The 26348-nt window shown below is 72.0% G+C and carries 28 protein-coding genes; 12 read left to right on the top strand and 16 right to left on the bottom strand.

Going from position 1 to position 26348, the window contains the following annotated elements:
- The first annotated feature begins 78 nt into the window (after positions 1-78).
- Entirely contained in the window at positions 79-618 is a 540-nt protein-coding gene (locus ISU07_RS18710) for a pyridoxamine 5'-phosphate oxidase family protein (RefSeq protein ID WP_194708352.1), read from the top strand.
- 62 nt (positions 619-680) lie between these two features.
- Here ISU07_RS18710 and ISU07_RS18705 read toward each other — a convergent pair whose 3' ends face one another.
- From ISU07_RS18705 to ISU07_RS24910, 6 genes are all read right to left on the bottom strand, one after another.
- A complete protein-coding gene (locus ISU07_RS18705; protein ID WP_194708351.1) occupies positions 681-1958 on the bottom strand; it encodes a DUF1501 domain-containing protein in 1278 nt (425 codons plus the stop codon).
- On the bottom strand, positions 1955-3457 hold the full coding sequence (locus ISU07_RS18700) for a DUF1800 domain-containing protein (protein ID WP_194708350.1): 1503 nt from the start codon (positions 3455-3457) through the stop codon (positions 1955-1957). Before ISU07_RS18700 ends, ISU07_RS18705 begins: the two co-directional genes overlap by 4 nt.
- Positions 3458-3686: 229 nt before the next feature.
- Positions 3687-4340, bottom strand: coding sequence for a hypothetical protein (locus ISU07_RS18695; RefSeq protein WP_194708349.1), 654 nt, complete (start codon positions 4338-4340; stop codon positions 3687-3689).
- An 86-nt stretch (positions 4341-4426) separates the two neighbouring features.
- A complete protein-coding gene (locus ISU07_RS18690; protein ID WP_194708348.1) occupies positions 4427-4888 on the bottom strand; it encodes an SRPBCC family protein in 462 nt (153 codons plus the stop codon).
- Positions 4878-6194: a phenylacetate--CoA ligase PaaK gene (gene paaK / locus ISU07_RS18685; RefSeq protein ID WP_228522168.1), complete on the bottom strand. Its 1317-nt coding sequence runs from the start codon at positions 6192-6194 to the stop codon at positions 4878-4880. The genes ISU07_RS18690 and paaK overlap by 11 nt, the downstream gene beginning before the upstream one ends.
- Before the next feature lie 16 nt (positions 6195-6210).
- Entirely contained in the window at positions 6211-6765 is a 555-nt protein-coding gene (locus tag ISU07_RS24910; protein WP_194708347.1) for a YdeI/OmpD-associated family protein, read from the bottom strand.
- A gap of 22 nt (positions 6766-6787) precedes the next feature.
- On the opposite strand from ISU07_RS24910, the gene ISU07_RS18675 reads away from it, so the two are divergent.
- Positions 6788-8482, top strand: coding sequence for an alkaline phosphatase D family protein (locus tag ISU07_RS18675; RefSeq protein WP_194708346.1), 1695 nt, complete (start codon positions 6788-6790; stop codon positions 8480-8482).
- 7 nt (positions 8483-8489) lie between these two features.
- On the opposite strand, the gene ISU07_RS18670 is transcribed toward ISU07_RS18675, so the two are convergent.
- The gene (locus ISU07_RS18670; RefSeq protein ID WP_194708345.1) at positions 8490-10736 is read right to left on the bottom strand and encodes an MMPL family transporter; all 2247 of its coding nucleotides are present in this window, start codon (positions 10734-10736) and stop codon (positions 8490-8492) included.
- 135 nt (positions 10737-10871) lie between these two features.
- Between ISU07_RS18670 and ISU07_RS18665 the strand changes: the two genes are divergently transcribed.
- Positions 10872-11594, top strand: a complete 723-nt coding sequence (locus tag ISU07_RS18665) for a TetR/AcrR family transcriptional regulator (protein WP_194708344.1) — start codon at positions 10872-10874, stop codon at positions 11592-11594.
- A 20-nt stretch (positions 11595-11614) separates the two neighbouring features.
- A complete protein-coding gene (locus tag ISU07_RS18660) occupies positions 11615-11977 on the top strand; it encodes a hypothetical protein (protein WP_194708343.1) in 363 nt (120 codons plus the stop codon).
- A gap of 7 nt (positions 11978-11984) precedes the next feature.
- On the opposite strand, the gene ISU07_RS18655 is transcribed toward ISU07_RS18660, so the two are convergent.
- A complete protein-coding gene (locus ISU07_RS18655; protein ID WP_194708342.1) occupies positions 11985-13301 on the bottom strand; it encodes a DUF2630 family protein in 1317 nt (438 codons plus the stop codon).
- 79 nt (positions 13302-13380) lie between these two features.
- On the opposite strand from ISU07_RS18655, the gene ISU07_RS18650 reads away from it, so the two are divergent.
- Genes ISU07_RS18650 through ISU07_RS18640 form a run of 3 tightly spaced genes read left to right on the top strand, consistent with a single transcriptional unit; the run spans position 13381 to position 15695 of the window.
- A complete protein-coding gene (locus tag ISU07_RS18650; protein ID WP_194708341.1) occupies positions 13381-14604 on the top strand; it encodes a cytochrome P450 in 1224 nt (407 codons plus the stop codon).
- Positions 14605-14612: 8 nt separating this feature from the next.
- Positions 14613-15347 (top strand): hypothetical protein, encoded by a 735-nt coding sequence (locus tag ISU07_RS18645; protein ID WP_194708340.1) that lies wholly within the window; start codon positions 14613-14615, stop codon positions 15345-15347.
- Positions 15348-15365: 18 nt separating this feature from the next.
- Positions 15366-15695 carry a cupin domain-containing protein gene (locus tag ISU07_RS18640; RefSeq protein ID WP_323742703.1) on the top strand — a complete coding sequence of 110 codons (330 nt, stop codon included), beginning with the start codon at positions 15366-15368 and terminating at the stop codon, positions 15693-15695.
- Between the two features lie 154 nt (positions 15696-15849).
- On the opposite strand, the gene ISU07_RS18635 is transcribed toward ISU07_RS18640, so the two are convergent.
- The 4 genes from ISU07_RS18635 to ISU07_RS18620 all read right to left on the bottom strand — a co-directional run bounded on the left by ISU07_RS18635 (position 15850) and on the right by ISU07_RS18620 (position 17855).
- Positions 15850-16296, bottom strand: coding sequence for an SRPBCC family protein (locus ISU07_RS18635; RefSeq protein ID WP_194708339.1), 447 nt, complete (start codon positions 16294-16296; stop codon positions 15850-15852).
- On the bottom strand, positions 16289-16639 hold the full coding sequence (locus tag ISU07_RS18630; protein WP_194708338.1) for an ArsR/SmtB family transcription factor: 351 nt from the start codon (positions 16637-16639) through the stop codon (positions 16289-16291). The genes ISU07_RS18635 and ISU07_RS18630 overlap by 8 nt, the downstream gene beginning before the upstream one ends.
- The gene (locus tag ISU07_RS18625) at positions 16636-17106 is read right to left on the bottom strand and encodes an SRPBCC family protein (RefSeq protein ID WP_194708337.1); all 471 of its coding nucleotides are present in this window, start codon (positions 17104-17106) and stop codon (positions 16636-16638) included. The genes ISU07_RS18630 and ISU07_RS18625 overlap by 4 nt, the downstream gene beginning before the upstream one ends.
- 83 nt (positions 17107-17189) lie before the next feature.
- Positions 17190-17855 (bottom strand): O-methyltransferase, encoded by a 666-nt coding sequence (locus ISU07_RS18620; RefSeq protein WP_228522166.1) that lies wholly within the window; start codon positions 17853-17855, stop codon positions 17190-17192.
- A 16-nt stretch (positions 17856-17871) separates the two neighbouring features.
- On the opposite strand from ISU07_RS18620, the gene ISU07_RS18615 reads away from it, so the two are divergent.
- Complete coding sequence (locus tag ISU07_RS18615) at positions 17872-18417, top strand: pyridoxamine 5'-phosphate oxidase family protein (RefSeq protein WP_194708335.1); 546 nt, start codon at positions 17872-17874, stop codon at positions 18415-18417.
- Positions 18418-18444: 27 nt separating this feature from the next.
- On the opposite strand, the gene ISU07_RS18610 is transcribed toward ISU07_RS18615, so the two are convergent.
- A complete protein-coding gene (locus ISU07_RS18610; protein ID WP_194708334.1) occupies positions 18445-18999 on the bottom strand; it encodes a cysteine hydrolase family protein in 555 nt (184 codons plus the stop codon).
- A gap of 43 nt (positions 19000-19042) precedes the next feature.
- Between ISU07_RS18610 and ISU07_RS18605 the strand changes: the two genes are divergently transcribed.
- Positions 19043-20101: an alanine racemase gene (locus tag ISU07_RS18605; protein ID WP_194708333.1), complete on the top strand. Its 1059-nt coding sequence runs from the start codon at positions 19043-19045 to the stop codon at positions 20099-20101.
- 45 nt (positions 20102-20146) lie between these two features.
- The gene (locus ISU07_RS24555; protein ID WP_194708332.1) at positions 20147-20815 is read left to right on the top strand and encodes a peptidylprolyl isomerase; all 669 of its coding nucleotides are present in this window, start codon (positions 20147-20149) and stop codon (positions 20813-20815) included.
- Here the strand turns inward: ISU07_RS24555 and ISU07_RS18595 are convergent.
- Complete coding sequence (locus ISU07_RS18595; RefSeq protein ID WP_194708331.1) at positions 20802-21287, bottom strand: OsmC family protein; 486 nt, start codon at positions 21285-21287, stop codon at positions 20802-20804. The genes ISU07_RS24555 and ISU07_RS18595 overlap by 14 nt on opposite strands.
- Before the next feature lie 30 nt (positions 21288-21317).
- A complete protein-coding gene (locus ISU07_RS18590; RefSeq protein WP_194708330.1) occupies positions 21318-21455 on the bottom strand; it encodes a hypothetical protein in 138 nt (45 codons plus the stop codon).
- Positions 21456-21596: 141 nt separating this feature from the next.
- On the opposite strand from ISU07_RS18590, the gene ISU07_RS18585 reads away from it, so the two are divergent.
- Together ISU07_RS18585 and ISU07_RS18580 are read left to right on the top strand one after the other, a co-directional pair.
- Positions 21597-22595, top strand: a complete 999-nt coding sequence (locus tag ISU07_RS18585; RefSeq protein WP_194708329.1) for an NADP-dependent oxidoreductase — start codon at positions 21597-21599, stop codon at positions 22593-22595.
- A gap of 314 nt (positions 22596-22909) precedes the next feature.
- Positions 22910-24448 (top strand): gamma-glutamyltransferase, encoded by a 1539-nt coding sequence (locus ISU07_RS18580; RefSeq protein ID WP_323742702.1) that lies wholly within the window; start codon positions 22910-22912, stop codon positions 24446-24448.
- Positions 24449-24464: 16 nt separating this feature from the next.
- Here the strand turns inward: ISU07_RS18580 and ISU07_RS18575 are convergent, their stop codons facing one another.
- Complete coding sequence (locus ISU07_RS18575) at positions 24465-26204, bottom strand: SpoIVB peptidase S55 domain-containing protein (RefSeq protein ID WP_194708327.1); 1740 nt, start codon at positions 26202-26204, stop codon at positions 24465-24467.
- Positions 26205-26348: the final 144 nt, after the last annotated feature.

Below are 26348 nucleotides of genomic sequence, written 5' to 3'. Positions count from 1 at the left end.
TCATGTGTGAGATAACGCAAGACACGTCAAGCAGGCGTGTCCGGTGGCCGTGGCACCATGCCGACGAGGAGGTGTGGCATGTACGAGACCGACGACGAGGTGGCCGCGCTGCAGGCGCTCCTCGACCGCTCGCACGCGGGGTCGACCGACCACCTCAAGGCCATCATCCACGACGACCGGATCCTGTCGGCCACCGACCTGGTCGCCCTGCTGACCGGGATGCGGGTGCTGAGCGTGGCCACGGTGACCGCGGCGGGGGAGCCGCGGATCAGCGCGCTGGACGGCCACTTCCTGCACGGCACGTGGTCCTTCAGCACCAGCGGCACGGCCGCCAAGGCCCGGCACCTGGCCGCCCGGCCGGCCACCAGCGTGGCCCACATCGACGGCGAGGGGATGGCGCTCTTCAGCCACGGCCGGGCGCTGCCGATGACACCCGGCCACCCGCGCTGGGAGGAGACCCTCGACCACTGGACCCGCCACTACGGCGGTTCGCCGCTGGAGTGGGGCCCGGACATCCGCCTCTACGACTACCGCCCGCACTGGATGGTCGGGTACGCCTTCCAGCGCGCCGAGCTGCTGCGCCAGCGGGGGATCGAGGTGGGAGGAACGCCCACGTGAGCACGGCGCCCGTCGCGGGCATCCCCGGGCAAGCCCGCGACGGCGCCGAGTCCTCGGTCGGGCTACTGCCCGAGCATCACGCCGACCTGTTCCCGCACGAACCCCGGGAACACCGAGGCGCTGCTGACGCCGAACCGCCCGGAGACCACCTCGGCGAGCACGCTGCGGTAGTCGGTGGTGACCAGGAGGTCGGAGTCGAGCTCGTTGGTGATGCCGGGCCACTTGGCGTAGTAACCGCCCTTCACGCCGGCGCCGGCGACCATCATCACGTTGCCGTAGCCGTGGTCGAGGCCGACGTTGACGTTCTCCTGGACGCGGCGGCCGAACTCGCTGAGCGCCACCAGGGTCACGTTGTCGGCGAGCAGCCCGAGATCGGTGAAGAACGCCGCGACCGACTGGGACAGCTCGGTGGCGTTCTCCAGCATCTGCCCCCACTCGAGGTCTCCGAGGCCCGAGTGCATGTCCCACTTGCCGTGGTCGATGGTGATGACCTCGACGCCGACGTTGCCGCGGATCACCCGGGCCGCGTTCGCGAACGCCTTCCCGAGGTCGCCCTTGGGGTACGGCGCGGCGGTCTCGGCGGCGGTCCGGGTGATGCGCTCGAAGGTCTGCACGACCGAGAACGCGCGGCGGGTGGCGTCGCCGAGCGGCGTGCGCTGCTGGCGCCACATGGTGTCCAGCGAGCGGCGCCGCTTGTCGTTGCGGTCCTTGCCGGTACCGGCGAGCTTGATGTCGTCGATGCTCGAGGCGTTCATGTACGGCGCGGGGCCACCGAGCGACGCGGGTGGCACGCCGGTGCCGATGTTGAGCGCCTGGGTGGGGGAGTCCGAGCCGTCAGGCAGGCCGATCAGCCGGTTCAGCCAGCCGGTCCGGGTCGACGACCCGGGCGCGGCGTCCTCGAGCTCCTCCATCGCGGAGAAGTGCGAGCGGTTGGGGGCCGGCAAGCCGGAGGCGTGGACCCAACCCAGCTTGCCGGAGCTCCAGAGCGGCATGAGCGGCGCCAGCGCCGGGTGCATGCCGAAGAAGCCGTCCGCACCGATCAGCGACGCCTGCGGGATCGCGATCTTGGGACGGGCCTCGTAGTAGACGGGGTCGCCGTGGGGGACCACCAGGCTCATGCCGTCGGCTGCGCCCCGGAGGGACAGCACGACGAGGACGCCGCGGGCCGTTCGTCCCGGGACGGCGGCGGCGGTGCTCATCACGGCCTCGCCGATCACGGTGGTGGAGCCGGCGACGAGGGCGCCCTTCAGCAGGCTGCGCCGCGAGGCCGAGAGACGCGCGTACTCGTCGCAGCAGGCGTCCTGGCCCGGCCCGTTGTCCATGAGGGTCACCCGGGTCACCGCTGGAAGAACTCAGGAGAGTCCAGGATGGTCGTCAGCAGGGTCGAGATGCCGTAGAGGCGGACGGGGTGCCTCCGGTCGATCGCCTCGTCGGCGTCGTACCCGACCGCCGTGCAGGCGGCCTTCACGAGCACGGGAGTGGCGTGCTGGTGGAGGAGCTGCTGGCAGAGGTGGTCGACGAGCTGGTCGAGGCGCAGCGTCTTCTGCGGGACCCACGACTTGAGGGCGCGGTACACCACGCCCTGGGAGGCGGTGGGCCACCAGCCACCGGCCATCGAGTGGTGCAGGTCGAAGCTGGCGATCATCCGCGAGGGCGTGCACCAGGGGTCGTTCACCAGGGGAGCGCCGTCGGGGCGCGGCCACATGAACGGCATCAGGCCGAGGCTGTCGGTCTGCCAGAGGATCGTGTTCGCGGCCGAGGCCGGGCCCGTCGGGCGGCGTACCTGCGCACCGAGCGTCCGCCAGACGGCCACCACCTCCTCGGTGGCGTCGCGGACCTTGGTGCCGGCGGCGCGGGCGAACTCGGGGGAGGCGACCAGCGCACGCAGCACCGGGACGATCGCGGTGTCGTTGGCCAGGTAGACCTGGGCGAGCCGCGCGACGAGGGCGGCGGACGCGTCGTCGCGGACGAACTTGAGCACGAGCTTGGTCGCGATCCGCCGCGCGGTCATCGGGTGGTGGGCCAGGTAGGAGACGTAGCGACGGGTCAGGTCGCGGCCGTCGGCGTCGCCGTTCGGGTCGGTGAACGCCATCACCCGCACCGGGCCGAGCGAGTGGTCGCCGGGGATGTACGACGCGTTCCAGGTGGGCGTCCTGTTGCCCTGCTGGGTGTCCACGCGCCAGCCGGTGAGGATCCGCGCCGACTCCTTCACGTCGTCCTCGGTGTAGTTGCCGAGGCCGACCGTGTGCAGCTCGAGCAGCTCGCGGCCGAGGTTCTCGTTGGGGTGCTCGGCGGTGGAGTTCGCGTTGTCGAGGTACACCAGCATCGCGGGGTGCGTGATCGCGGAGAACAGGATGTCCTCGTACCGGCCGAACGCGTTCGAGCGGATCGTCTCGCCGTAGGAGCGGCGGAACAGGTACGACGGCTCGCCGTTGAGCGGGATGTTCAGGTGGTTCTCCCAGAACTCCGTCATCAGCTCCAGGACCTGGCGGTTGGAGTAGATGCGGCGCAGCAGCACGTAGCGCTGGTAGTCCTGGCACACGCCGAAGGCGCGCATCATGCCCATCTTGTCCGCGGCCCACATGTCCTGCGGGGACTGGCTCAGCGAGGGCCACCACGTCGGCAGCTGGTCGGCCCACGCGTCCGGGACCGCGGTCGGGGTGAGCTGACGCTCCCACCAGGCACGAGCGCCGCCGGCCGCCCGGACCTGGCTCGCGAGGGCGGGCGTGACGCCGTAGCTGAACCGCGAGACGAGGTGGCGGTCCCGGCCCTTGAGGAGCGGCTGGCCCTGGTACTTCTGCGGCTTCTTCTTGCCGCGGGCCTGCGCGGGGGCAGCCACCAGCGCCACGCCTGTTCCGGCGACAGCGGCGGCTGACGCCACGAGCGCGCGACGGGATGCCTCGGGTTGGCCGAGTGCCATGAGCTCGCCTTTCGGGGGGCTGCGAGTTCAGTGATGGGGGGTTGTGGGGCCACGGTAGGAGGCCTAGACCGGCATTTGTCAGGGATTTGCCGAAATTTGTCCAAGCGCCGCGTCAGCGGCGAGGGCGTGGATGTCGACCGGCGCCGGGTCAGGACTCCAGCCAGGCCGGTCCGTCGCCGCCGACGACGCCCTGCAGGTGTCGCGCGACGAAGGTCGCGTTCGCCTGCAGCACCTCGAGAGGCACGGCGGGGAGGTTCTCCTCCCAGTCCAGCAACGGTGACCCGCGCATCTGCAGGATCCGCGCCGGCCGGCCGAAGAAGAACAGGTGCAGGTGCGCGCCCCCGTCGCCGTACTTGGCGACCTGCGACCGGCCGACGCTCGGCAGCTGCTCGATCGCGTGGCTGAGCGCGACGGTGAGCCGGCCCAGCTCGGACGCCAGGTCGTCGGGCAGGTCGCCGAGGTCGTGGTGGTCCCGCGGCCCGAGGCTGAGGGAGATGGGCAGCCGCATCGACGTGTTGAGGGACAGCGTCCAGCGCTCGTTGCTCCACACCCGCCGCGCCTCGTTGGCCGGGTCGGGCTCGTGGGCGCACCAGCAGTCGTGCGGGTCCTCGCCGCGCCGTGGCGGCTCGGCGTCGGCGAGCGGCTCCAGCGGCTTGATGCGCAGCGAGTCCAGCTCGAACGGGAAGATGTCCCACCCCGGCATGTCGTCGACCGCCACGGCCAGCCGCCGCTCGCCGTCGGTCGCCGCCTCGATCCGCGCGTAGTACTCCTCCGCCGTCTCCGGCGCGTCGGGTGCGCTCATCTGGTCATCGTGTCAGACGGGTTTTCGGGATAGTCCGGTGCGAATGGGTCGTGATTCCAGCTCGGAGACGACCCAAACGCACCGGACTATCCCTCCACGACGGCTTTCAGTCGGGCGACGGAGAGGGCCATGTCGGACTCGAGGGCGTCGGTGTGGCGGGCGATGCCGCCGAGGAAGACGCGGGCGTAGAGGCGGGCGGTGAGGGTGACCCGGCGGGGTACGGGACGGCGGTGCACGACCAGCGTCCCCGTACCTTCCGGCTCGAGCTCCCAGACCCACCGGGCACCGCTGGTGGCCGTGTCCCAGGCGACGACCCGCTCGGGCACCACCTCGGCGACGACGCTGCGGGTCGGCCACACGGCGTACCCGCGGCGGTTCAGGCCGAGGTACCACTGCCCGCGTCGCAGGCCGCCGGGCTTGAGCGGCACCATGCGCACGAGCTCCGGGGAGAGCTCGGGCATCCGGCGTACGTCGGCCAGCACGGCCCACACCTCGCCCGGCGTCGCTTCCACGTGCGCCGACGCGACGAGCTCGCGGTCAACGCTCATCGACGATCCGCTTCATCTTCCCGGTGGAACGCGCGACCGAACCCGGGGCCAGCACCTCGAACCTCACCGAGGCACCCGTCGTGGCCTTGGCCCGCTCGGCGATCCGCTCGGCGATGACGAGCGCCTCGGAGTCGGAGAGGGAGGATCGGCTCTCCACCCGGATCGTGAGCTCGTCGAGCCGCGAGGGCCGGGTCAGCACGCACTGGAAGTGCGGCGACAGCTCGGCCTCCGCGAGGATCAGCTCCTCGAACTGGGTCGGGAACAGGTTCACGCCACGGATGATCATCATGTCGTCGCTGCGGCCGGTGATCTTCTCCATCCGCCGCATCGTCCGCGCCGTACCGGGAAGCAGCCGGGTCAGGTCGCGCGTGCGGTAGCGCACGACCGGCATCGCCTCCTTGGTCAGCGAGGTGAACACCAGCTCGCCGAGCTCGCCGTCCGGCAGCACCGCACCGGTCTCCGGGTCGACGACCTCCGGAAAGAAGTGGTCCTCCCAGACGTGCAGCCCGTCCTTGGTCTCGACGCACTCCTGCGCCACTCCGGGTCCGATCACCTCGGACAGCCCGTAGATGTCGACGGCGTGCATGCCGGCGCGCTCCTCGATCTCGCGGCGCATGTCGGCGGTCCACGGCTCGGCGCCGAAGATGCCGACCTTCAGCGACGACGCCGCCGGGTCGAGGCCCTGGCGCTCCATCTCGTCGAGGATCGCGAGCATGTACGACGGCGTCACCATGATCACCTCGGGCTCGAAGTCCCGGATGAGCGTGACCTGCCGCTCGGTCATCCCGCCGGACACCGGCACCACCGTGCAGCCGAGTCGTTCGGCGCCGTAGTGGGCGCCCAGGCCGCCGGTGAAGAGCCCGTAGCCGTACGCCACGTGGCAGACCATCCCGGGACGCCCACCGGCTGCGCGGATCGACCGGGCCATCACGTCGGCCCAGGTGTCGATGTCGTTGCGCGTGTACCCGACCACGGTCGGCCGGCCCGTCGTACCGGACGACGCGTGCACCCGCACGACCTCGGAGCGCGGCACCGCGAACATCCCGAACGGGTAGTTGTCGCGCAGGTCCGCCTTCGAGGTGAACGGGAACCGCGCGAGGTCCTCCAGCGACCGCACGTCGCCGGGGTGCACGCCGGCCTCGTCGAACGCGCGACGGTAGTGCGGCACGTGCTCGTAGGCGCGTGACAGCGACGACCGCAGACGAGAGAGCTGGAGGGCGGCGAGCTCGTCGCGGGACGCCGTCTCGATCGGCTCCAGGTCACCGGGCCGGGGCGCGAGGTCGGCCAAGCGGGCAGTCGGCTCCATGGCTGCAGTCAACCCGTCAGCGCAACCCGTCGACAGCCCGGGCGACCGCCCGTGCCCGCGCGGCCGGCGTGGTGGTCTTGAGGATCGGCAGGAACACCAGGTACCGCTCGCTCCTGCTCAGGGCCTCGAACGCCGCGGCGGCCGGCGGGTCGGCGGCGAGGGCCGCCGCGAGGTCCTCGGGCACTGCGGCGGTGCTCTGCCGCTCGTACGCCGCGTCCCACCGGCCGTCGGCCCGCGCGGCCTCGACCTCGGCCAGGCCCGACGGGCGCATCCGTCCCTCGGCGGTGAGCCGGGCGACCTTCTCGACGTTCACCTGGGACCACGACGAGCGGGCGCGGCGCGGGCAGTAGCGCTGGAGGAACGACACGTCGTCCAGTCCCTTCCGCTGCCCGTCGATCCACCCGAAGCACAGCGCGCCGTCGAGGGCGTCGCCGATCGAGATGGTCGCCAGCCCGGAGTGCCTCTTGGCGATCCGCAGCCACGCCTCGGACGCCGTGCGGTGGTGGGCCTCCAGCCAGGCCTCCCACGCGGCGACGTCCGGGAGGTCCAGGACGTCATCTCGAAGGGCCACGGCCCGACACTAAGGTGCCGGTGTGAGCGACCTCCCGGAAGGCCCGCTGCGTCTGGGGCCCCTCCTGCGTTTCGTGGACGACACCTCCGCGACCATCTGGGTCGAGACCGCCGAGGCCGCCAGGGTCACCGTCGAGGCCGGCGACGTGACGGCCACTGCACGTACCTTCGCCGCGCACGGCCACCACTACGCCCTGGTGGAGGTGACCGGCCTGCCGCCCGGGACCAAGACGCCGTACCGCGTGCACGTCGACGGCGAGCCGGTCTGGCCGCCCGACGAGCCGGAGTTCGCCGACTTCCCGCCGTCGGTGGTCCCGACGCTGGAGCCGGGCAAGCCGCTGCGGGTCGGCTTCGGGTCCTGCCGGGTGAGCGTGTCGCACGACGAGGAGAGCAACGCCCGGTTCGGCATCGACGCGCTGCGCGCCTACGCGCTGCGGATGGCCGGCCTCACCGGCGAGCCCGACCGCTGGCCCGACGTGGTGGTGTTCCTCGGCGACCAGGTCTACGCCGACGACACCAGCCCGAGGATGAAGGAGTTCATCGCCTCGCGCCGCGACCCCGAGCAGCCGCCCTGGAGCGAGCTGAAGGACTACCAGGAGTACGCCCACCTCTACCGGCTGGCGTGGAGCGACCCGGCCAACCGCTGGCTGCTGTCCACGCTGCCGAGCGCGATGATCTTCGACGACCACGACATCCGCGACGACTGGAACACCAGCTGGACCTGGCGCCAGGAGATGGAGGCCACCAGCTGGTGGCACGAGCGCGTGGTGGCCGGCCTCGGGTCGTACTGGGTCTACCAGCACCTCGGGAACCTCGGGGCCGAGGACCGCGCCGACGACAAGCTGTGGAGCCGGATCGCGGCGTACGACGGGGACGACGAGCTCGACGTGACCGCCGAGCTCGACGAGCTGGCCGACCGCGCCGACCAGGAGCCCACCTCGTACCGGTGGAGCTACTCCCGCGACTTCGGCACCCAGGCCCGCCTCGTGGTCGTGGACTCGCGGGCCGCTCGCGTGCTCGAGCCGGACCATCGCTCGATGCTCGACGACGACGAGATGGCCTGGCTCGACGAGCGGATGCGCGGCGACGTCGACCACCTGCTCGTGGGCACGTCGCTGCCGCTGCTGATGACGCCCAAGCTGCACCACGTCGAGGCGTTCGGCGAGGCGCTGGCCCAGGGCGCGTGGGGCCGGCTGGGCAGCAAGGCCGGGGAGTGGCTGCGCCAGACCGCGGACCTCGAGCACTGGGCGGCGTTCCAGGGCGGGTTCGTGCAGGTGGCCGGGATGGTCGTGGAGGTGGCCTCGGGGGCGCGAGGGCGGGCTCCACGGTCGGTCACGTTCATGTCCGGCGACGTGCACCACAGCTACGTGGCCGAGGCGTGGGCCGACCCGGCGTCGGGCAAGCGGCTGACCAGCGCGGTCGTGCAGGCCACCTGCTCCCCGATCCGCAACCCGCTGCCCCGGATCATGCAGGTGGCGTTCAAGGTGGCGGCGCTCGGGAAGGCACGGCCCACCGGACGGCTGCTCGGCGGCAAGGTGCCGCGCTCGCCGTTGCGGTGGAAGGTCGCGCAGGGACCCTGGTACGACAACAACCTGGCGGTGCTCGAGCTCCAGGAGCACCGGCTGCACTTCTGGTGGTCACGCGGCGAGGTCAACGACGGCGACCACGACCGACCCAAGCTGCACCGGGTGGCGACGGTCGACGTCGCCACCCCGTGACCGCGGGTCAGACGGGCTGCGCCTGCGGCAGGTGGTCCTCCGGGTGCCCCTCGACGTGCAGCTCCGGGAGCCGCCGGCCCAGCCACTCCGGCATCCACCAGTTGGCCCGGCCCAGCAGGTGCATGACCGCAGGGACGAGCAGCATCCGCACGACGGTCGCGTCGATGAAGATCGCCGCCGCCATGCCCACGCCGATGACCTTGAGGATCACGTCGGGGGAGGGGACGAACGCCGCGAACACCGCGACCATGATCGCCGCCGCCGCGGTGATCACCCGGCCGGTGCCGGCGAGACCGCCGAGGATGGCCTGCTCGTTGTCGCCGGTACGCAGCCAGCCCTCGCGCATCCGGCTGACCAGGAACACCTCGTAGTCCATCGACAGCCCGAACAGCACCGCGAACATCAGCACCGGCACGAAGGACGGCAGCGGCGTGTGCGTGTCGATGCCGACCAGCTGGCCGACCCAGCCGCCCTGGAGGACGAGGGCCACGACGCCGTACGCCGCGGCGACCGACAGCAGGTTCATCACGGCCGCCTTGACGGCGACCGCCAGCGACCGGAACGACGCGATGAGCAGCAGCATCGAGAGCAGGACGACGCCACCGATCAGCAGCGGGAGCCGCTTGGTGATGTTGTCCGTGCTGTCGATCGAGGTCGCCGTCACGCCGCCGACGTACACGGACACGTCGCCGCCGGCCGTGGCCTGCGGGAGCACGTCGTCGCGCAGGGTGCGGATGAGGTCCTCGGACTCCTGGTCCTGCGGGCCGGTCGCCGGCACCACCGTCATCACCGCCGCGTCGCCGGTCTCGTTGAGCGTGGCCGGCGCGACGGCGACGACGCCGGGCGTGGCCGACACCGCCTGGGAGACCCCGTCCAGCGCACTGGCGTCGGAACCGGGAGGCAGCTCGGCGACGAGCAGCAGCGGACCGTTCATGCCGGGGCCGAAGCCGTCGGCGAGCATGTCGTAGGCCTGGCGGGTGCTGGTCTCCTCGCGGTTGTTGCCGGCGTCGGGGAACCCGAACTGGACACCGAGGAACGGCGCGGCCAGGGCGAGCAGCGCGGCGGTGCCGACGACGGCGGCCGCGATGCGGTGCCGGTCGACCAGGCGGCTCCAGCCCAGCCAGGCACGCGACGGCTCGACGTGGCCGCCGGCCGCGACGGTGATCTGGTGCCCCCCGCCCATGAACCGGCCGAGCGGGAGCCGCAGCCGGTCGATGTGCTTGCCCAGGTAGCCGAGGAGGGCGGGGAAGAGCGTGACGCTGGCGAGCATCACGATCAGCACGCCCAGGATGGTGACGACGGCGGCGCCGCGCATGAAGGACAGACCCATGGCGAACAGGCCGAGCATGCTGATCACCACGGTGGTGCCGGCGACCATCACCGAGCGGCCTGCGGTGTCGAGCGTGGCGACCGTGGCGGCCTCGGGGTCGAGGCCGGCGGCGCGCCACTCACGGAACCGGGTGACCATCAGTAGCGCGTAGTCGATCCCGATGCCGATGCCCATCATCGTGGCCAGCGAGGTCGACCAGTCCGGGGCGTCGACGAGGGAGATGACGACCGTCGTCAGCGTGCTGCTGACCGCGAGCCCGGCGACGGCGACGACGATCGGCAGCCCGGCGGCCACCACGGAGCCGAACATCAGGAGCAGGATGATGGCGGCCGCGGCCAGGCCGAGGCCCTCGGAACCGATCTCGCCCTGCTCGGCCTGCTGGACCGACTGACCGCCGAGGGCGACGTGGAAGCCGCCGGTCGACGCGGCGTTCGCGATGTCGAGCATCTGCTGGCTGTCGTCGATCGGCATGTCGACGGGGTTCTCGACGTCGAGGCGCAGGTGCGCGACGAGCGTCGTACCGTCCTGGCTGATGCCCGCCGGGTCCTGGAACGGGTCGGAGACCCCGGCCACGTGCGGGACCTTCGCCAGCTCGGCGAGGACGTCCTGGACCTCGGACTGCTTGCCCTGCACGCCACCGTCCGCGCGCACCACCACGTCGACGGTGTCACCGGCCTGCGTGGGGAACCGCTGCTCGAGCAGGGTCTGCGCCTGCTTGGAGTCCGACCCCGGCGCGGAGTAGTCGGCCTTGAACTCGCCGCCGAACGCCGAAGCCAGCCCGACGGCGACGCCGAGCGCGAGCAGCCAGGCCACGACGGTGCGGCCGCGACGGCGGAAGGTGACGCGGGCCAGGCGGCCGAGAGGGCCGATGCGGGGAGTGGTGGCGGCGGGCTCCTGGTGCCGGCCGGGTGACAGGACGGTCATCGCGGTTCTCCTCGGAAGTCAGTTATGGTGCATAACGAACACGATGTGCCGTCACTTGTCAAGTGACTTCACTTGTGTGACGATGCGTTACGCAATCGTCATCCAGTCGTACCCCGGTCCGGGGGAGGAGCACCCGTGAGCATCGCCGAGAGTGGGTCTCTCACCCGCCGTGAGCGCCAGCGCGCCGCGACCGTCGAGGAGATCAAGGAGGTCGCGCGCGGGCTGATGCGCGACCACGGTGCCTCCGAGGTGCGGTTCACCGACATCGCCAAGGAGATGGGGATGACGCCGCCGGCTCTGTACCGGTACTACGCCGACCGCGACGAGCTGCTCACCGACCTGATCGCCGACGGGTACCGCGACCTGGGGCGCACCGTCGCCGCGGCCCGCGAGACCGTCGACCAGGACGACGTGGCCGGACGATGGATCGTGGTGGGGAAGGCCTACCGCGACTGGGCGCGGTCCGAACCGGCCCAGTTCGCGCTGATCCTGGGCATGCCGCTGCCGGGTTACGTCGCCCCGGAGGACGGCCCCACGACCGACGCGGCCAAGGACGCGATGGGGCAGCTGGCCCAGCTGTTCCTGCGCGCGGCCGAGCTTGGCGTGCTCTCCGAGCCGCTCGTGCGCGAGGTGGCCGACGAGCTCGTCGCCCACTTCGAGGAGAAGGACGAGCTGGTCGGCGACGCCATCCCCGCGGCCACTCACCAGGCGATGCTGCACGCCTGGGCGACGCTCCACGGCGTCACCTGCCTCGACGTGTACGGCCAGTTCGACTGGATGGGCGAGGCCGCGCGGGACGCGCTGTTCGAGTCGACGTTGCGCAGTGCCGCGCTGGCCGCGGGCTTCCCCGTCTCCTGACGCGGGAGCATGATCGGCGGGTGCTGAAGACGGCCGCCGTGTGCTCGGTCTTGCTCGGCCTGGGCTTCGGCATCCCGTGCCTGTTCGGGCTGCTGCACTTCGCGCGCACCCACCAGGTGTGGACGTTCCTCGGCTTCCCGACGTACGGCGGTGGGCCGTTCGAGTCGTGGGGCTTCCCGACGTCGGTGCCGCTGCTGGCGGGGTACCTGCTGGTGTGCCTGCTGGAGGTGGCGGTCGGCGTGGCCCTGTGGTTCGGCGCGCCGCACGCCGCGGCGTACTCGCTCGCCCTGCTGCCGTTGGAGGCGGTGTTCTGGGTCGGGTTCGCGCTGCCCCTCGGCCCGCCGTTGGGCATCGCCCGGGTCGTGCTGGCGCTGCTGGCGTGAGCCGGGTTCAGCCCTGGTAGTGCTCCACGGTGCCCGCGTCGCGGACCTCGGCGCCCTCGGGGTCCTGCCCGAACTCGCGACGCGCGCGGCGCTGGCGCAGCAGGTCCCAGCACTGGTCGAGCTCGACCTCGATGCGGGCCAGGTCGGCGTGCTCGTCCTCGCTGCTGATCTCGCCGGCGCCGAGCTTCTGGCGCAGGTCGTGCTCCTGGTCGATGAGTCCCTTGATCCGGGCCTGGATGTCCTCGTCGCTCACGACGCCCACGATAGGCCCGGCGCGCAGGCGCGTCGTGGCCCAGACCACGAGCCCGGCGGCCGCGAGGAGGTAGGCGTTGCCGACGAGGTGCTGCGCGAGGTCCCAGTCGTGCTCGCGACCGTCGCCCCACGGTGGCCAGAGGATCGGCCGGGCCACGAACACCACGGCCCAGGCCAGGGCGACCGCGCGGCTGTGTCGCCAGATGGCCACTGTCAGCGGCACCGCCCACACCCAGTGGTGCGACCACGACACCGGCGAGGCCACCAGCATGGCGAGACCGGCCAGGCCGGTGCCCAGGAGGCGGTCACCCCGTCGCCACCACAGGGCTGCGACCACGAGGACGGCGAGGGCCAGGGGACCGGCGACGAGGACCCAGAGCGCGACCGGCGGTGGCTCGCCGAGGAGCCGGCTGAGTACGCCGTACACCGACTGGTTGTGCGTCAGCTCCGGCGGTCCGACGCGGGTGCCGTCCAGCAGGCGGTGGCTCCAGTACGCCGCCGACTGGCCGGGCATGACCACGAAGCCGAGCGCGACGGTCGCCGCGAAGGTCGCGGCGGTCCGCAGTGCGGCGTCGCGACGTCCGACCATCACGAGGAGGACGACGAACACGAGCGGGGTGAGCTTCACGCCGGCCGCCAGGCCGACCAGCACCCCGGACGCCTTGCGCTCGGGACGCGCGAGGTCGACCAGGACGGCCAGCATCAGCAGCAGGTTGACCTGGCCGAACCTCAGGTCCTGCCACACCGGCTCCATCGCCAGCGCTGCCACCACGAGGACGGGCATCGCCACCACTCGGGCCAGGGCCCCGACGCTGGCCGCCGTCACCAGGGCTCCGGCGAGCGGGAGGCTCACCAGGGCGAGAGGGACCATCACGAGCGCGCCGAACGGCGGGTACGTGAAGGGCAGCCCGGACAGCGGGTCTCGGACGCCGTACAGCGGAAGGCCGTCCAGCGCGGCGCGTCCGCCGTACCGGTACGGCGCGAGGTCGGTCAGGGTGCCGGCGTACGCCGCTCCCACCAGGCCGGCCGCGAGCACCAGCCCGAGGACGACGAGGCCAGCCCGGCGGGTCATCCCACCACTGTGACAACCTCGCGCGAGCGGGACCACTGGACCTTCGGGCGAGCTGCGCCGCCGCGGCTAGCATCCGCGCATGCCTGCGCACGTGCCTGCGTACCTCGACCTGGCCGACCCGGCGTTCGACGTGACGTCCGCGGCGGTGCACGAGGCCCGCGAGCAGGACTGGTACGCCGAGACGCCGTACGGCTGGGCGGTGCTGAGGTACGAGCAGGGCACGGCGGTGCTCAAGGACCGTCGCTTCCAGCAGGGCAACGCCCGGTGGCCGGCGCAGAACGGCGTGCACGACGGGCCATTCGTCGCGTGGTGGGCCGAGACGCTGCTCAGCCTCGAGGGAGCGGACCACCTCCGGCTGCGCCGGTTGCTCGGCCCGGCGTTCCGGAGCCGGGCGATCGAGGCGATGCGGCCGCAGTTCCAGCAGCTCGCCGGGGAGCTGGTCGACGCGTTCGCGGGGCGAGGGACGTGCGAGTTCGTGTCGGAGTTCGCCGAGCCGTACGCCGCCCGGGTGCTGTGCCTGCTGCTCGGGCTGCCCGAGTCGGAGTGGCCGCAGGTCGCGCACTGGGCCGACGACCTGGGGAAGTCCTTCGGGATCCAGCTGAAGCGCGACCTGCCGCGCATCGAGGCCGCGCTGGCGGGCCTGACCGGGTACGTCGAGGAGGTGGTCGCCGACCGGCGTACCTCTCCTCGGGACGACCTGGTCAGCACCCTCGTCCTCGCGCACGACCAGGACGACGCCCTCTCGCAGCGCGAGCTGGTCGTGGGACTGGTGTTCCTGGCGTTCGCCGGCATGGAGACGACCCGCAACCAGCTCGGCCTGGCCCTGCAGACGTTCCTGCGGCACCCCGACCAGTGGGCGCTGCTCGCGGCGCGACCCGAGCTCGGCGCGGCGGCGGTCGAGGAGGTGATGCGGGTCAACCCGACGGTCACCTGGGTGACCCGCGAGGCGGTTGAGGACGTCGACCTGTTCGGACTCCACGTCCCCGCCGGCGGCATCGTGCAGGTGCTCTCGCACGCGTCCGGCACCGACCCGCGGGCCATGGGGGAGCAGCCCGGGTTCGACATCACGGCGGCCGACCGGCCGCCGCACAGCGGGTTCGGAGGAGGCGTGCACCACTGCCTCGGGCACTTCGTGGCCCGGACCGACATGAGCGTCGCCCTGCCGCTGCTGGCCCGACGGATGCCGGAGGTCGAGGCCGACGGTCCCGGCGAGTGGCTCCCGGTGTCGGGCAACACCGGTCCGGTCCGGTTCCCGCTCCGGTTTCGAGCGAACGACCGCGACGAGGCCGTCGATGACGCATGATGCGCGGCATGCGTGCACTCTCGGGGGCCCTGCTCACCCTGGTCTGTGCCCTGGGCCTCTCCGGGTGCGGTGACCAGACGTCGTCCTCGTCGGCCTCGTCGCCGGACATCACGTCGAACGCCACGTCGAACGCCACGCCTGGCACGAACCCGTCCCCGGCGACGGCGACGACCGCCTCGTCGGGCGCCGTGGAGCCCGAGGAGAGCCCGACACCGTCCGGTTCCGGGTCGCCTCCCGAGCCGGTGTCGACGGAGGTCGTGGAGGCCACGCCCGCGACCCTGGACGGCTACCGCGCCCTCGCGACCGGTCTCACGGCGTTCTTCGTCAGGGCCGAGCAGGTGGAGAAGAGCCACCCCGGGGCGGACCCGCAGAGCGCCGACGAGGTCGACGAGCTGCTGGGGGACGTGTACCCCGACGGCGTCGACCTGGTGGTCTTCTCTCCGGCACAGGACGCACTCACCGTCTGCCTGACCGGGCCCGCGGACACCTTCATGGTGCTGGCCGGGCACGGCGACGGCATCCGGCAGACCCTCGGCCCGGGCGACTGCGAGAACGCCGGGCAGGTCCGCACGCTCGACGACGGTGACGTCGTCGTCGACATCGACTTCGGGTTCGACGACGCCGACGACGGCCAGCCCCGGGCCTACTACAGGCCCCGCGTGGTGAAGGGCCAGAACCTCGCCGACCAGATCCCGGACCTCGACGCCTTCCTGGACGTGCTCAACCGGGCCGCCGACGGCTAGGTCTGCCAGGCTGGCCGCGTGGAGATCTTCGAGGCCGCCGGCCGCTGGTTCACCCCCGACGACACCGGGGCGTCGTACGAGGAGCACCTGAGCGTCCCGGACCTGAGCCTGGGCACGTACTGCCTGGCCGCCGGCGCCACCGACACCCAGACGCCTCACGACGAGGACGAGGTGTACGTCGTGACCTCGGGCCGCGCGAAGTTCACCGGCGGCGACCGGACGGTCGACGTCTCGGCCGGCTCGACGTTCTTCGTGCCGGCTCGCGAGGAGCACCGGTTCCACGACATCACCGAGGACCTGACGGTGCTGGTGTTCTTCGGGCCTGCGGAGGGCACCCGCTCCTCCTGAGTCCCGCCTGGCCGATTCGCCGATAACTGACATTATGTCAAGTTACGCAGAGCCGCCCTCTCCCCGGATCCACGAGTAACCACCCCTTCTGATGACCAACCACCCGTCATGAGGGGTGGGGAGTCACGATCTGGGGTGGTTACCCGTCAACGGGTCAGTGCCAGTCGCTGATCTGGACGTCGTGCGGGTGTGGAGCACCGGTGCCGGTCTCGACGAGCTCCTTGAGGCTCATCAGGAACTGGCCCCACTTGGTGCTGCAGTGGTTCATGAACTCGACCGGCTCGCGCCAGCCCTCGTGCTTGAACAGCACGATCGTGTAGTCGCCGTCCTGGCGCAGGTCGAAGTCGACGGTGGTGCCGAGCCACTCCTCGGGGCCGTCGGCGACCCGCCAGGTGACCTTCTCGTGGGGCCGCACGTCGACGACCTCCATGTCGAAGCCCCCGACGCCCGGGAACCGGAACTCGATCACGCCACCGGCGTCGGTCTTCCCCGTCGTCGACGTGGTCCACCAGCCGGCGAGCCCGTCGATGGTCGTGAGCGCGTCGTACACCTTCTCCGGCGTCGGCGTCCGCACGCCGATCCGGTGCAGGATGTCAGCCATTGTCCTTCTCCTTCGTGTGCGTGTTCTTCTCGATCGATTCCGCGAGCTTCTTGATGCGCTGGAGGCGGGCGTCCCAGGCGGAACCCACGGACTCCAGCTGGGCGGCGGCCCTGGCGAGCTGCGCCTCGTCGACGCGGTACCGCTTCTCCCGCCCGGCGGCCGTGCCGTGCACGAGGCCGACCCGGTCCAGGACGGTCAGGTGCTTGGCCACCGCCTGCCGGGTGACCGGCACGCGGGCGGCGAGCGTCGTGGCGGTGCCTCCCCCGTCGGCCAGCAGGATGTCGAGCAGCGCCCGGCGCGTCGGGTCCCCGATGGCGGACCAGAGGTCGTCGTCGGCGGTCATGACGCGTCCAAGGAAGCGGCGTACGTCGCCAGCCGCGGCAGGAAGTGGTCCCACCCGGTCTCGTGCTCGCGGTACTGCTGCTCCAGCACGGCGACCTCCCAGCCCATCTCGCGGAACCCGGTCTCGGTCATCCGCAGCCGGGTCCCCCCGCCCTCCGGGGTCAGCGCGAAGGTGACGAGCAGCGAGTTGCCCTCGACCCCGGTCTCCCCGGGCGCCTGGGTCCAGCGGAAGGTGAACGACCGCGGCCGGTCCACCTCCAGCACGGTCAGCGCGACCACTCCTCCCCCGGCCTCCGGGTCGCCGAACACGATCTGACCGGTCGCGCCGGGCGTGACGTCGTACGACGCCTCGTCGGGCCACCACTCCCGGACGTGCTTCGGGTCGCTGACGACGTCGAACACCGTCTCGGGCGTCGCGTCGACGTAGATCTCCCTCTCGAGGGTGCCCAGCTCGACGGCCTGGTCCATGAGGTCCTCCTGTTATGCAACGTTTGGTTGCACAAGAGGCTAGCCGCACCCCCAGAGAAATGCAACCTTTGGTTGCAACAAGGTCAGGACTCCCCCACGACGGCGATCGCGAAGCCGTCCCAGCCCTTCACACCGACGGTCTGGAGGACCGTCCCCGAGAGTCTCGGATCGGCGGCCACCATGTCGGTGAACGCCCGGACCCCGGCCACCCGTGGGTCGTCGCTCCCGGCGTCCGCGACGGCGCCGTTGCGCACGACGTTGTCGCACACGATGACGGTCCCTGGCCGGCTGAGCCGCAGGGCAAGGGCGAGGTACGTCGGGTTGCTCGGCTTGTCGGCGTCGATGAAGACCAGGTCGAAGGGCTCGGCTCCGGCGTCCACGAGCGCCTCCGCGGAGACCGCTGCCGGACCCACGACCAGGTCCACGACGTCCGAGACGCCGGCGCGCACGAAGTTCTCCCGGGCGACCTCGGCGGTCGGCTCGTCGATCTCGAGGGTCACGACGCATCCGTCCTGCCCGACGGCCCGGGCCAGCCAGATCGTCGAGTACCCGGCGAGGGTGCCGAACTCGAGCACCCTCCGGGCCCCGCACATCCGGGCCACCAGCGCCAGGAACGCACCCTGGTTGGGGGCGACGTCGGCCATCGGCAGGACGGTCCGGACCGAGCTCTCCCGCGCTGCCCGCAGGGCATCGTCCTCGTCGACGAGCAGTCCGGTGAAGTACTCGTCGACCGCGCGCCAGCCCTCCATGGACAATGAGCGTGCCATGGCCACCCAGTTCCCCGCCCTCACCGAGCGCCACGAGAAGTTCATCGCCAAGCAGCAGATGTTCTTCGTGGCCACCGCGGCCCGCGACGGTCGCGTGAACCTCTCCCCGAAGGGCCTGGACGCGTTCCGGGTCCTCGGCCCCCACCGCGTCGTCTGGCTCAACGGCACCGGCAGCGGCAACGAGACCGCCGCCCATGTGCTCGACTCGCCGCGGATGACCGTCATGTTCTGCTCGTTCGCGCGCGAGCCGCAGATCCTGCGCTTGTACGGCGAGGCGCGAGCGGTGCACCCGCGCGACGCCGAGTGGGACGAGCTCGCCGGTCTGTTCCCGCCGATCCGCGGCGCACGCAACATCTTCGTCCTCGACGTCGACCTGGTGCAGACGTCGTGCGGCTACGGCGTCCCGCTCTACCAGCCCGCCGGTCAGCGCACGCTGATGGACGGCTGGGCGGAGAAGAAGGGCGACGACGGCATCGCCGCCTACTGGCAGGAGAAGAACCTGCTCAGCCTCGACGGCCGGCCGACCGGTCTGGAGACCTCCTAGAAGACCCGCCACGCTCCCAGGCACGGCTCAGCCTGCGAACGTCACCTCGGCGGCGTCGCGGACGGCGGCGACGCGACCCGGGGCGCTCTGCTCCTGCCAGTAGAGGTTGGTGTGGGCGATGACCTGGCCGGGCGGCGGTGCGCCGTAGTCGGAGAGGTCCTCGGTGGTGTGCGCGTCGCCCACCAGGGTCACGTCGTAGCCCCGGGTGAAGGCCCCGTGGATGGTGGAGCGGATGCAGGCGTCGGTCTGGGCGCCGGCGACGACGACGTGCCCGATGCCCGCGGCCGCCAGGACGTCCTCGAGGTCGGTGCCCTCGAAGGAGTCGCCGAACCGCTTGTGCACCACCGGCTCGGACTCGCCCTGCGGCAGCTCCGGGACGTAGGCCCACTTCTCGCTGCCCATCGGCAGGTTGTCGGCGTTGTGCTGCACCCACACGACCGGCACGCCGTCCGCCCGGGCCCGGTCCACCAGGCCGGCCACGTTGGCCACGACCTCGTCGCGGTTGAAGGCGTCCTCGACGACGCCGTTCTGCACGTCGATGACCAGCAGCGCCGTGTGCGGGCGGTCGGTGAAGGTGCTCATGACACACACGCTAGGCACGACCATCGACAGCTACCTTGAGCCCATGTCGTCCGGCCCGCGCACGCCGTACCTCGTGGTGGACGTGCCGCGGATGGAGGCGAACATCTCCCGGACCGCCACGGCGGCGGCCTCGGCCGGTGTGCTGCTGCGTCCGCACGTGAAGACCCACAAGTGCGTGGAGATCGCGACCCGGCAGCTGGAGGCGGGCGCGACGGGCATCACGGTCGCGACCGTCGGGGAGGCCGAGGTCTTCGTCGACCACGGCTTCGACGACGTGTTCGTCGCCTACCCGCTGTGGCCGGACGAGCACCGAGGCGCCCGGCTCCGGGCGCTCGCGGAGCGGGCCACGCTCGCCGTGGGCGTCGACGGCGTGGAGTCCGCCGAGCGCCTCGGCCGGCTGGTGCCCGGGCTCGCGGTCCTGGTCGAGGTCGACAGCGGGCAGCACCGAAGCGGCGGCCCGCCCGGTCAGGCGGGCACCGTCGCGGCCGCTGCCGCGCGGAGCGGGCTCGACGTGCGCGGGGCGTTCACCTTCCCCGGTCACGGGTACGACCCCGTCGGCCGCGAGTCCGCGGCGCGCGACGAGGCCGCGGCCCTGGAGGCGGCGGCCCGGTCCATGCGGGCAGAGGGTGTGGAGCCTCGGGTCCTCAGCGGCGGCTCGACGCCGACCCTCGAGGGCGGCCTGCAGGCCGGGGTCGCGACCGAGCTGCGTCCAGGGGTGTACGCGCTGAACGACGCGCAGCAGTGGGAGCTCGGCGTAGCGAGTCCCGACGAGCTGGCGATCACCTGTCGCGCCACCGTGGTCAGCAACGCCGGCGGCCGGTGGGTGCTCGACTCCGGAGCCAAGGCGCTCGGCGCCGACCGCGCGGCGTACAACACCGGCTTCGGGCGGCTGCTCGACCGGCCAGGCGCCCGGATCGTGCAGCTCTCGGAGCACCACGCGGTCGTGGAGGGGTACGCCGACCCGCCGCCGCTGGGCGGCGAGGTGCGCGTGGTGCCCAACCACGTGTGCGTCGCGGTGAACCTGGCCGACACACTGTGGGCCGACCACGGAACCGGCGAGCTGGAGCCCTGGGCCGTCGCCGCTCGCGGCCGCAACTCCTGAAACCCTCTCAGGAACCCCACGGACCCCGCCCGTACCATGCACGCCATGCCGAATCCCCTGTCCCTGCTACCCGCTGCTCTCGCGGTCGCCGCCCTCGCCCTGACCTCGTGCGGTGGCGACGACGGGTCCACGGCGGTCGACGCGGGCTCGGACGTCTCCACGACCTCCTGCGACTACCCGTCCGACGGCCAGCCCGCCGCGAAGCAGGTCGACCCGCCGTCGAGCACGGCGCCCGACACCGGCGACGTGGACGTCACGATCTCCACGTCGGTCGGCGACCTGAAGGCGACGCTGGGTCGCGACACGACGCCCTGCACCGTGAACTCGTTCCTCTCCCTGGCCGACCAGGGGTACTTCGACGACACCCCGTGCCACCGGCTGACGACCGCGGGCATCTTCGTGCTCCAGTGCGGCGACCCGACCGGCGTCGGCAACGGCGGTCCCGGCTACTCCTTCGCCGACGAGCTCGACGGCACCGAGACCTACCCCACCGGTACGCTGGCCATGGCCAACGCCGGGCCGGACACCAACGGCAGCCAGTTCTTCATCGTGTACGCCGACTCGTCGCTGCCGGCCAGCTACACGGTGTTCGGGCACGTCGACGACGCGGCCGTGAAGACCGTCGAGGACGTCGCGAAGAAGGGCGTCGTCGGCGGCCAGGGCGACGGCGCCCCGAAGGAGGCCGTCACGATCTCGTCGGTCAGCGCCGACTGATCTCCAGGGCGGAGAGGTCCTCCTCGACGTACTCGACCGGCTCACCGAGCGCGACCGTCCGGCCGACGGTGCAGAGCCGGTCGCGGGTCTGCTGGATCGCCCGCGGCAGCATCTCCCGCGCGTGGTCACCGTCCGGGCCGTCCGGGAACCGGACGTCCACGTGGATGGTGAGCCCCACCAGGTGGCTGCCGCTCTCGTCGCGGACCTTGTGACCCGTCGTGCGCAGGTCGAACGTCGTCGCGTCGACGCGCTTGCCGGTGATCAGGTCGATGTCGACGGCCGCGCAGCCGGCCAGGGCGGCGAGCAGCAGCTCGACCGGCGTGAAGTCGGGGTCGTCCCCCGACCCCACGGGCAGCACTCCCCCGCGCCGGTTGGTCGCCTTGTAGCGCTCCTTGCCCATGCGCGTCAGGTCGACGTGGCGCAGGGTCGGGTCCGGGCTCTGGTCCGGGGTCTCGTCCGCCGAGGAGGTCATGGCGTCAGCGTGCCAGACGGCCGGCGAAGGTCAGCGTGCGCGCAGCATCCTGCGCGAACGGCGCTCCTGAGCGAGCGCGATCTCCGCCGACCTCACCACTGCGGGGTCCTGGTCGGAGTGGATCATGCCGGCGGCGATCCCACGGGCCAGGTACAGCTGCGAGGTCATCGGTATCCCATCCTTAGGTAATGAACATTATCGCGGTCACGACCCTTACATTCTACGGATGTCGAAGGTCCCTTCCAAGTCACCGCGGGCGTGATCCCGAGCACCTGTCGGGGACCGGCGGACGGTGCGAGGATCGGGGGCATGACGACGCGGACGAGGGAGATCCACCTGGCCGCCAGGCCGGTCGGCTGGCCGACCCACGACGACTTCCGCACGGTGGAGACCGAGCTGCCCGATCCCGGGGACGGGCAGGTGCTCGTGCGCAACACGTTCCTGTCGGTGGACCCCTACATGCGCGGCCGGATGGACGACCGCCGGTCCTACGTCCCGCCGTTCCGGCTGGACGCCCCGATGGACGGCGGCGCGGTGGGCGAGGTGCTGGAGTCGGGCGACCGGTCCGTGCCCGTCGGGGCGACCGTGCTGCACCAGGCGGGTTGGCGCGAGCACGCACTTCTGCCCGCGGCCCAGGTCCGGGTCGTCGACACCGGCTCCGTGCCCGCCTCGGCGTACCTCGGTGCCCTCGGGATGCCGGGCATGACGGCGTACGTCGGCCTCACCCGCATCGCCCCGGTCAAGGAGGGCGAGACCGTGTTCGTCTCCGGAGCGGCCGGGGCTGTGGGCTCGGCGGCCGGCCAGATGGCCCGGTTGCTCGGCGCGAGCAAGGTGGTGGGGTCCGCGGGCTCGCCCGACAAGGTCGCCTGGGTCACCGGTGAGCTGGGGTTCGACGCGGCCTTCGACTACCACGACGGTCCGGTGTCCCAGCTGCTGGCCGAGCACGCGCCGGTCGACGTGTACTTCGACAACGTCGGCGGCGAGCACCTCGAGGCGGCCATCACGGCGATGGCGGACTTCGGCCGGGTAGCGGCCTGCGGGGCCATCGCGACGTACAACGAGACCGATCCCTCCCCCGGTCCGCGCAACATGTTCCTGGTCGTCACCAAGCGGCTGAGCATCCGCGGGTTCATCGTGATGGACCACGGCGACGTCGCTTCGGAGTTCTACCGGACCGCCGGTGCCTGGCTCGCCGACGGCCGGCTGAAGTACCGGGAGACCGTGGTCGACGGGCTCGACGGGGCCGTCGAGGCGTTCCTCGACCTGCACCGCGGGACCAACACGGGCAAGATGCTGGTGCGGCTCTGAGGGTCCGATGACGCGCACCGACCCCAGGCCCAACCCCCTCCGAGTGGGGTATGGACGTGGGGTCAGCGAAGGGTAGATTGACCCCGGACAGCACTCGGACGGGGGAATCCCGATGCGCGATCGTCGCGCGGACCCGGTGCGCTGTCTCCTCCCGACACGGTGAAGACCCAGGCCCGCCGACGTGCGTCGGTAGGCCGTGCGGACGCCGCCGTTCGCGGCCACACCCCCTCCGCTGCGAACGGCGGCCCCCGGAGCGGAGCCCTCGCAGGCGACCACCACACCGGTCCGGCCACGCGGTGGGCCAAGATGGTCACGTGCCGCACCGCCGGGTCGCCGTTGCCGCCACCGGACAGCAAGCGCTGGACGCCGGGCTGGCCGTCGCGGCCGACGGTGGGAACGCCGTCGACGCCGCCCTCGTGACCGCCTTCGTCGCGCTCGCCACCGAGCCCGGCATGGTGAGCTTCGGCGGCGGGGCGTTCGTGAACGTCTGGCCGGTCGGCGGTGATCCCGTGGTGGTGGACGGCAACGTCGAGATGCCGGGCCGCGGTGCGGATCCCGCCCGCTTCGGCCGGGGCGTGCGCGAGGTCGTCACCGCGTACGGCGGCGGGGTGACGATGCACGCGGGGCACGGCTCGGTGGCCACGCCAGGCATCGTGCCGGCGTTCGCGGTCGCGGCCGAGCGGTACGCCGCGCTCCCCTGGACCCGCTTGGTCGAGCCGGCCGCGGAGGCAGCCGGCTCCTACCCGATGGGGGCGGCGGCGTCGAGGTACCTGGCGTTCGTGGCCGACACGCTCTTCGCCGAGGACGAGGAGGCGCGAGCCCTGGTGACCGGGGAGGGTGGCGCGCAGCTCTCCGGCGGGGAGGAGCGGGCGAATCCGGCGCTGGCCGAGGTGCTGGGCCGGCTGGCGGCCGAGGGCCCGGACCTGTTCTCCACCGGGGACGTCGGGCAGGCACTGGCGGCAACGATGGCCGAGCACGACGGGCTCGTCACGGCGGCCGACCTCGCGTCGTACCAGCCGATCGTCCGCCCCGCCCACCTGACGCGGGCCGGTGGCTGGGACGTCGCGGTGAACCCGCCGCCCGCCGTCGGCGGGCCGATGTTGGCCGTCATGCTCGGCGAGCTGGCCAAGAGGCACGGAGCCAGCGGCGACTGGACGTGGGACGACGTCATCGAGATCCAGCGCGCGGTGCTGTCGTACCGCACCTCGGTCCACGACTTCTCCCGCGACCTGGAGGCCGACGGCGTCGACCTGCTCGCCCGGGTGGACGAGCATGGGCTGACGGCCATGCACGGGTCGTCGTCGACGGCCAACGTGTCGGCCGTCGACTCCGACGGCAACGCGTGCACGATCACCATGAGCAGCGGCTACAGCGCCGGGCTGGTCGTGCCGGGCACGGGCATCCTGCTGAACAACGCCCTCGGCGAGGTGGAGCTGAACCGCCTGGGCATCCACGCCCTCGAGCCGGGCACCCGGCTCGCCTCGAACATGGCGCCGACGACGGCGCGCACCGAGGCCGGGAGGGTGCTCGCGATCGGCTCCCCCGGGGCGGACCGGATCACGACCGCGCTGATGCTGGTGCTCGGCCAGGGCTGCCTGCACGACCGCGACCTGCGCGCGTCGATCGCCTCACCGCGCGTGCACCTGCGGCAGGTCGACGACGGGTTCGTGGTCGAGCACGAGCGGGACGAGGAGGTCGCGGCGGCTGTCGCCCGGTCCGGGCTGCCGAGCCACGAGTACGCCGAGCCGCACATGTACTTCGGTGGCGTCGGCGCGGCCGCCGTCGCACCGTCCGGGGACCTGGTGGCCGCCGGGGACGCCCGCCGCGAGGCCGCGACGGGCGTCTCCCAGTGATCTGACGGACGTCCCGTTACTGCACGAACACCTTCACCCGGAGGCTGCCCGAGATGACGCGGTCCGCGGGAGCGGTCTTCTTCGACAGGTCGATCGAGCCGGTCGGCGCGAAGAACGACAGGTCACCGCGGACCTGGTCGGTCCGGACCATGTTCCGCAGCAGCTTCTTGATCCCGGCCAGCGTGGTCGGCGGCGCGTCCTGCTCGAACGGGAACGAGAAGCCGGGGTTGAGGAACAGCTTGCCCCGCTGCCCGACGGCGCTCTTCGGGATCTCGTAGCTCAGCGGCACCACCGCGTTGCCGGCGGTGTTGGTGAGCACCAGCCGAAGCCGGAGCGTCTTGCCGGCCTTGGCGCGGGCCGGCGTGTCCTTGCTCAGCTTCACCCACGCGCCGCCGGTCCACTGCTCGGCCCGGGCGAGCTGGAAGACCGACGCGTCGTCGGTGACCACGGCCGTGCCGCGCACCGAGTCGATGGTCACGTCGGGCACGAAGCCGAGGATCCACACCAGGTCGGGCAGGTCCCACTGGGCCATGCCGGTGATGTCGTTGGCGTCGGCGTACCTGTTCCCGGCGTGCAGCGTGAACGGCGTGGCGCCCTGGTGACCGGTGATCGTCCAGGCCTGCTGCTCGGCGCCGGGCGGGAAGGCGTCCAGCACGCGCTGGTGGTTGACCACCAGGGCGTAGTTGGTCGTCTGCGCGAGGGCCTCCTGCACGGTGACCGTGCTGGAGCTGATCCGCGTGGTTGCGCCGTGCGTCAGGATCGAGGTGACGGTCGCGCCGGTCGGCAGCGTGCCCAGCGGGCCGGAGACGCCGGTCGTGCGGTCCTGGTTGATGGTGCCGACGGGCGGGCCGAAGTTGGCCACCGTGAACGGCGGGCCGACCGGGTCCTCCTGGATGTAGAGCGTGTCGGCACCGGTCATCGCGTAGGTCGTCTGGCCGAGCAGGTTGAACGGGTGGCCGAAGCCGCGGACCAGGCCGTTGCAGACCGAGGTCACGGTGCCGAAGGCGCCCTGGGTGATGTCGCCGGTCGAATACGTGACGCCGAGGTTGCCGCCGGCCACGATGTTGTCGGCCGTCGGCGCGGCCGGAGCGGCACTCGCGTTGCCCACCGGGTAGGCCGCCTTGGGCTGGTAGGGCCTGGTGGGCTTGCGGTTGAGGATGCTGGCCGAGACGCCGCCCACGGCGAGCGGGGTGGGCAGCTGCTCGAAGCCCTGCTGCGCGGCGGTCCTGCTCACACCGGCCTGGCGCGCCAGCAGGCGAGCGGTCTTGCCGCCGATCGAGATCGTGCGGGGCATGCCGCGGTTGAGCGCGGCCTGCATCTGCGGGAAGGGCGTGATGCCCGCGACCGGCGAGGCGCCGAACGAGAAGCCGTAGGCGACGGCCCCGATCAGCCGGCCGTCCGCGGCGTACACCGGCGAGCCCGACATGCCTTGCCAGATGCCGCCGACGCGGTCGATCTCGGTCGAGGTGAGGCGCGCCATCACCAGGTCGATGCCCGGCAGGATGCCGTCCTTGAGCACACCGAGGACCTCACCGGTGAACGCCGTCGGCGCCGTCCCCTGGGTGACGGTCAGCCCGTGCACCGCCTGGCCGGCGGTCACCTCGGCGGTGGGGTACGCCACCGCGCAGTCCCCGGTCGGTGCCGCCGAGCTGGCCGGGGTGGTCAGCCCCGCCTCGATCGCGACGGTCGGTACGGCGAGCGCCAGACCGGTCAGCAGGGCGACCGTGGCCTTCCCCCGGACATGTGGACGTCTCATGCGCTGTTCCCTCTCACTGAGATGACCCGTGCGACCCCCGTGGTCCCCGGTCATGTGTGGCGCTCAGTCTGACGCCCCACCGAGGCATTTGGTTGCTGCGGACGCCGAGGATCCTCGGCCCGTCCTCCGCCGACCGTTCTAGTC

The organism is Nocardioides islandensis, assembly GCF_015352455.1.
Classification (GTDB): Bacteria; Actinomycetota; Actinomycetes; order Propionibacteriales; family Nocardioidaceae; genus Nocardioides; species Nocardioides islandensis.
The sequence above is the reverse complement of the archived record's forward strand: the minus strand, read 5'-3'. Positions and strand labels throughout refer to the sequence as shown.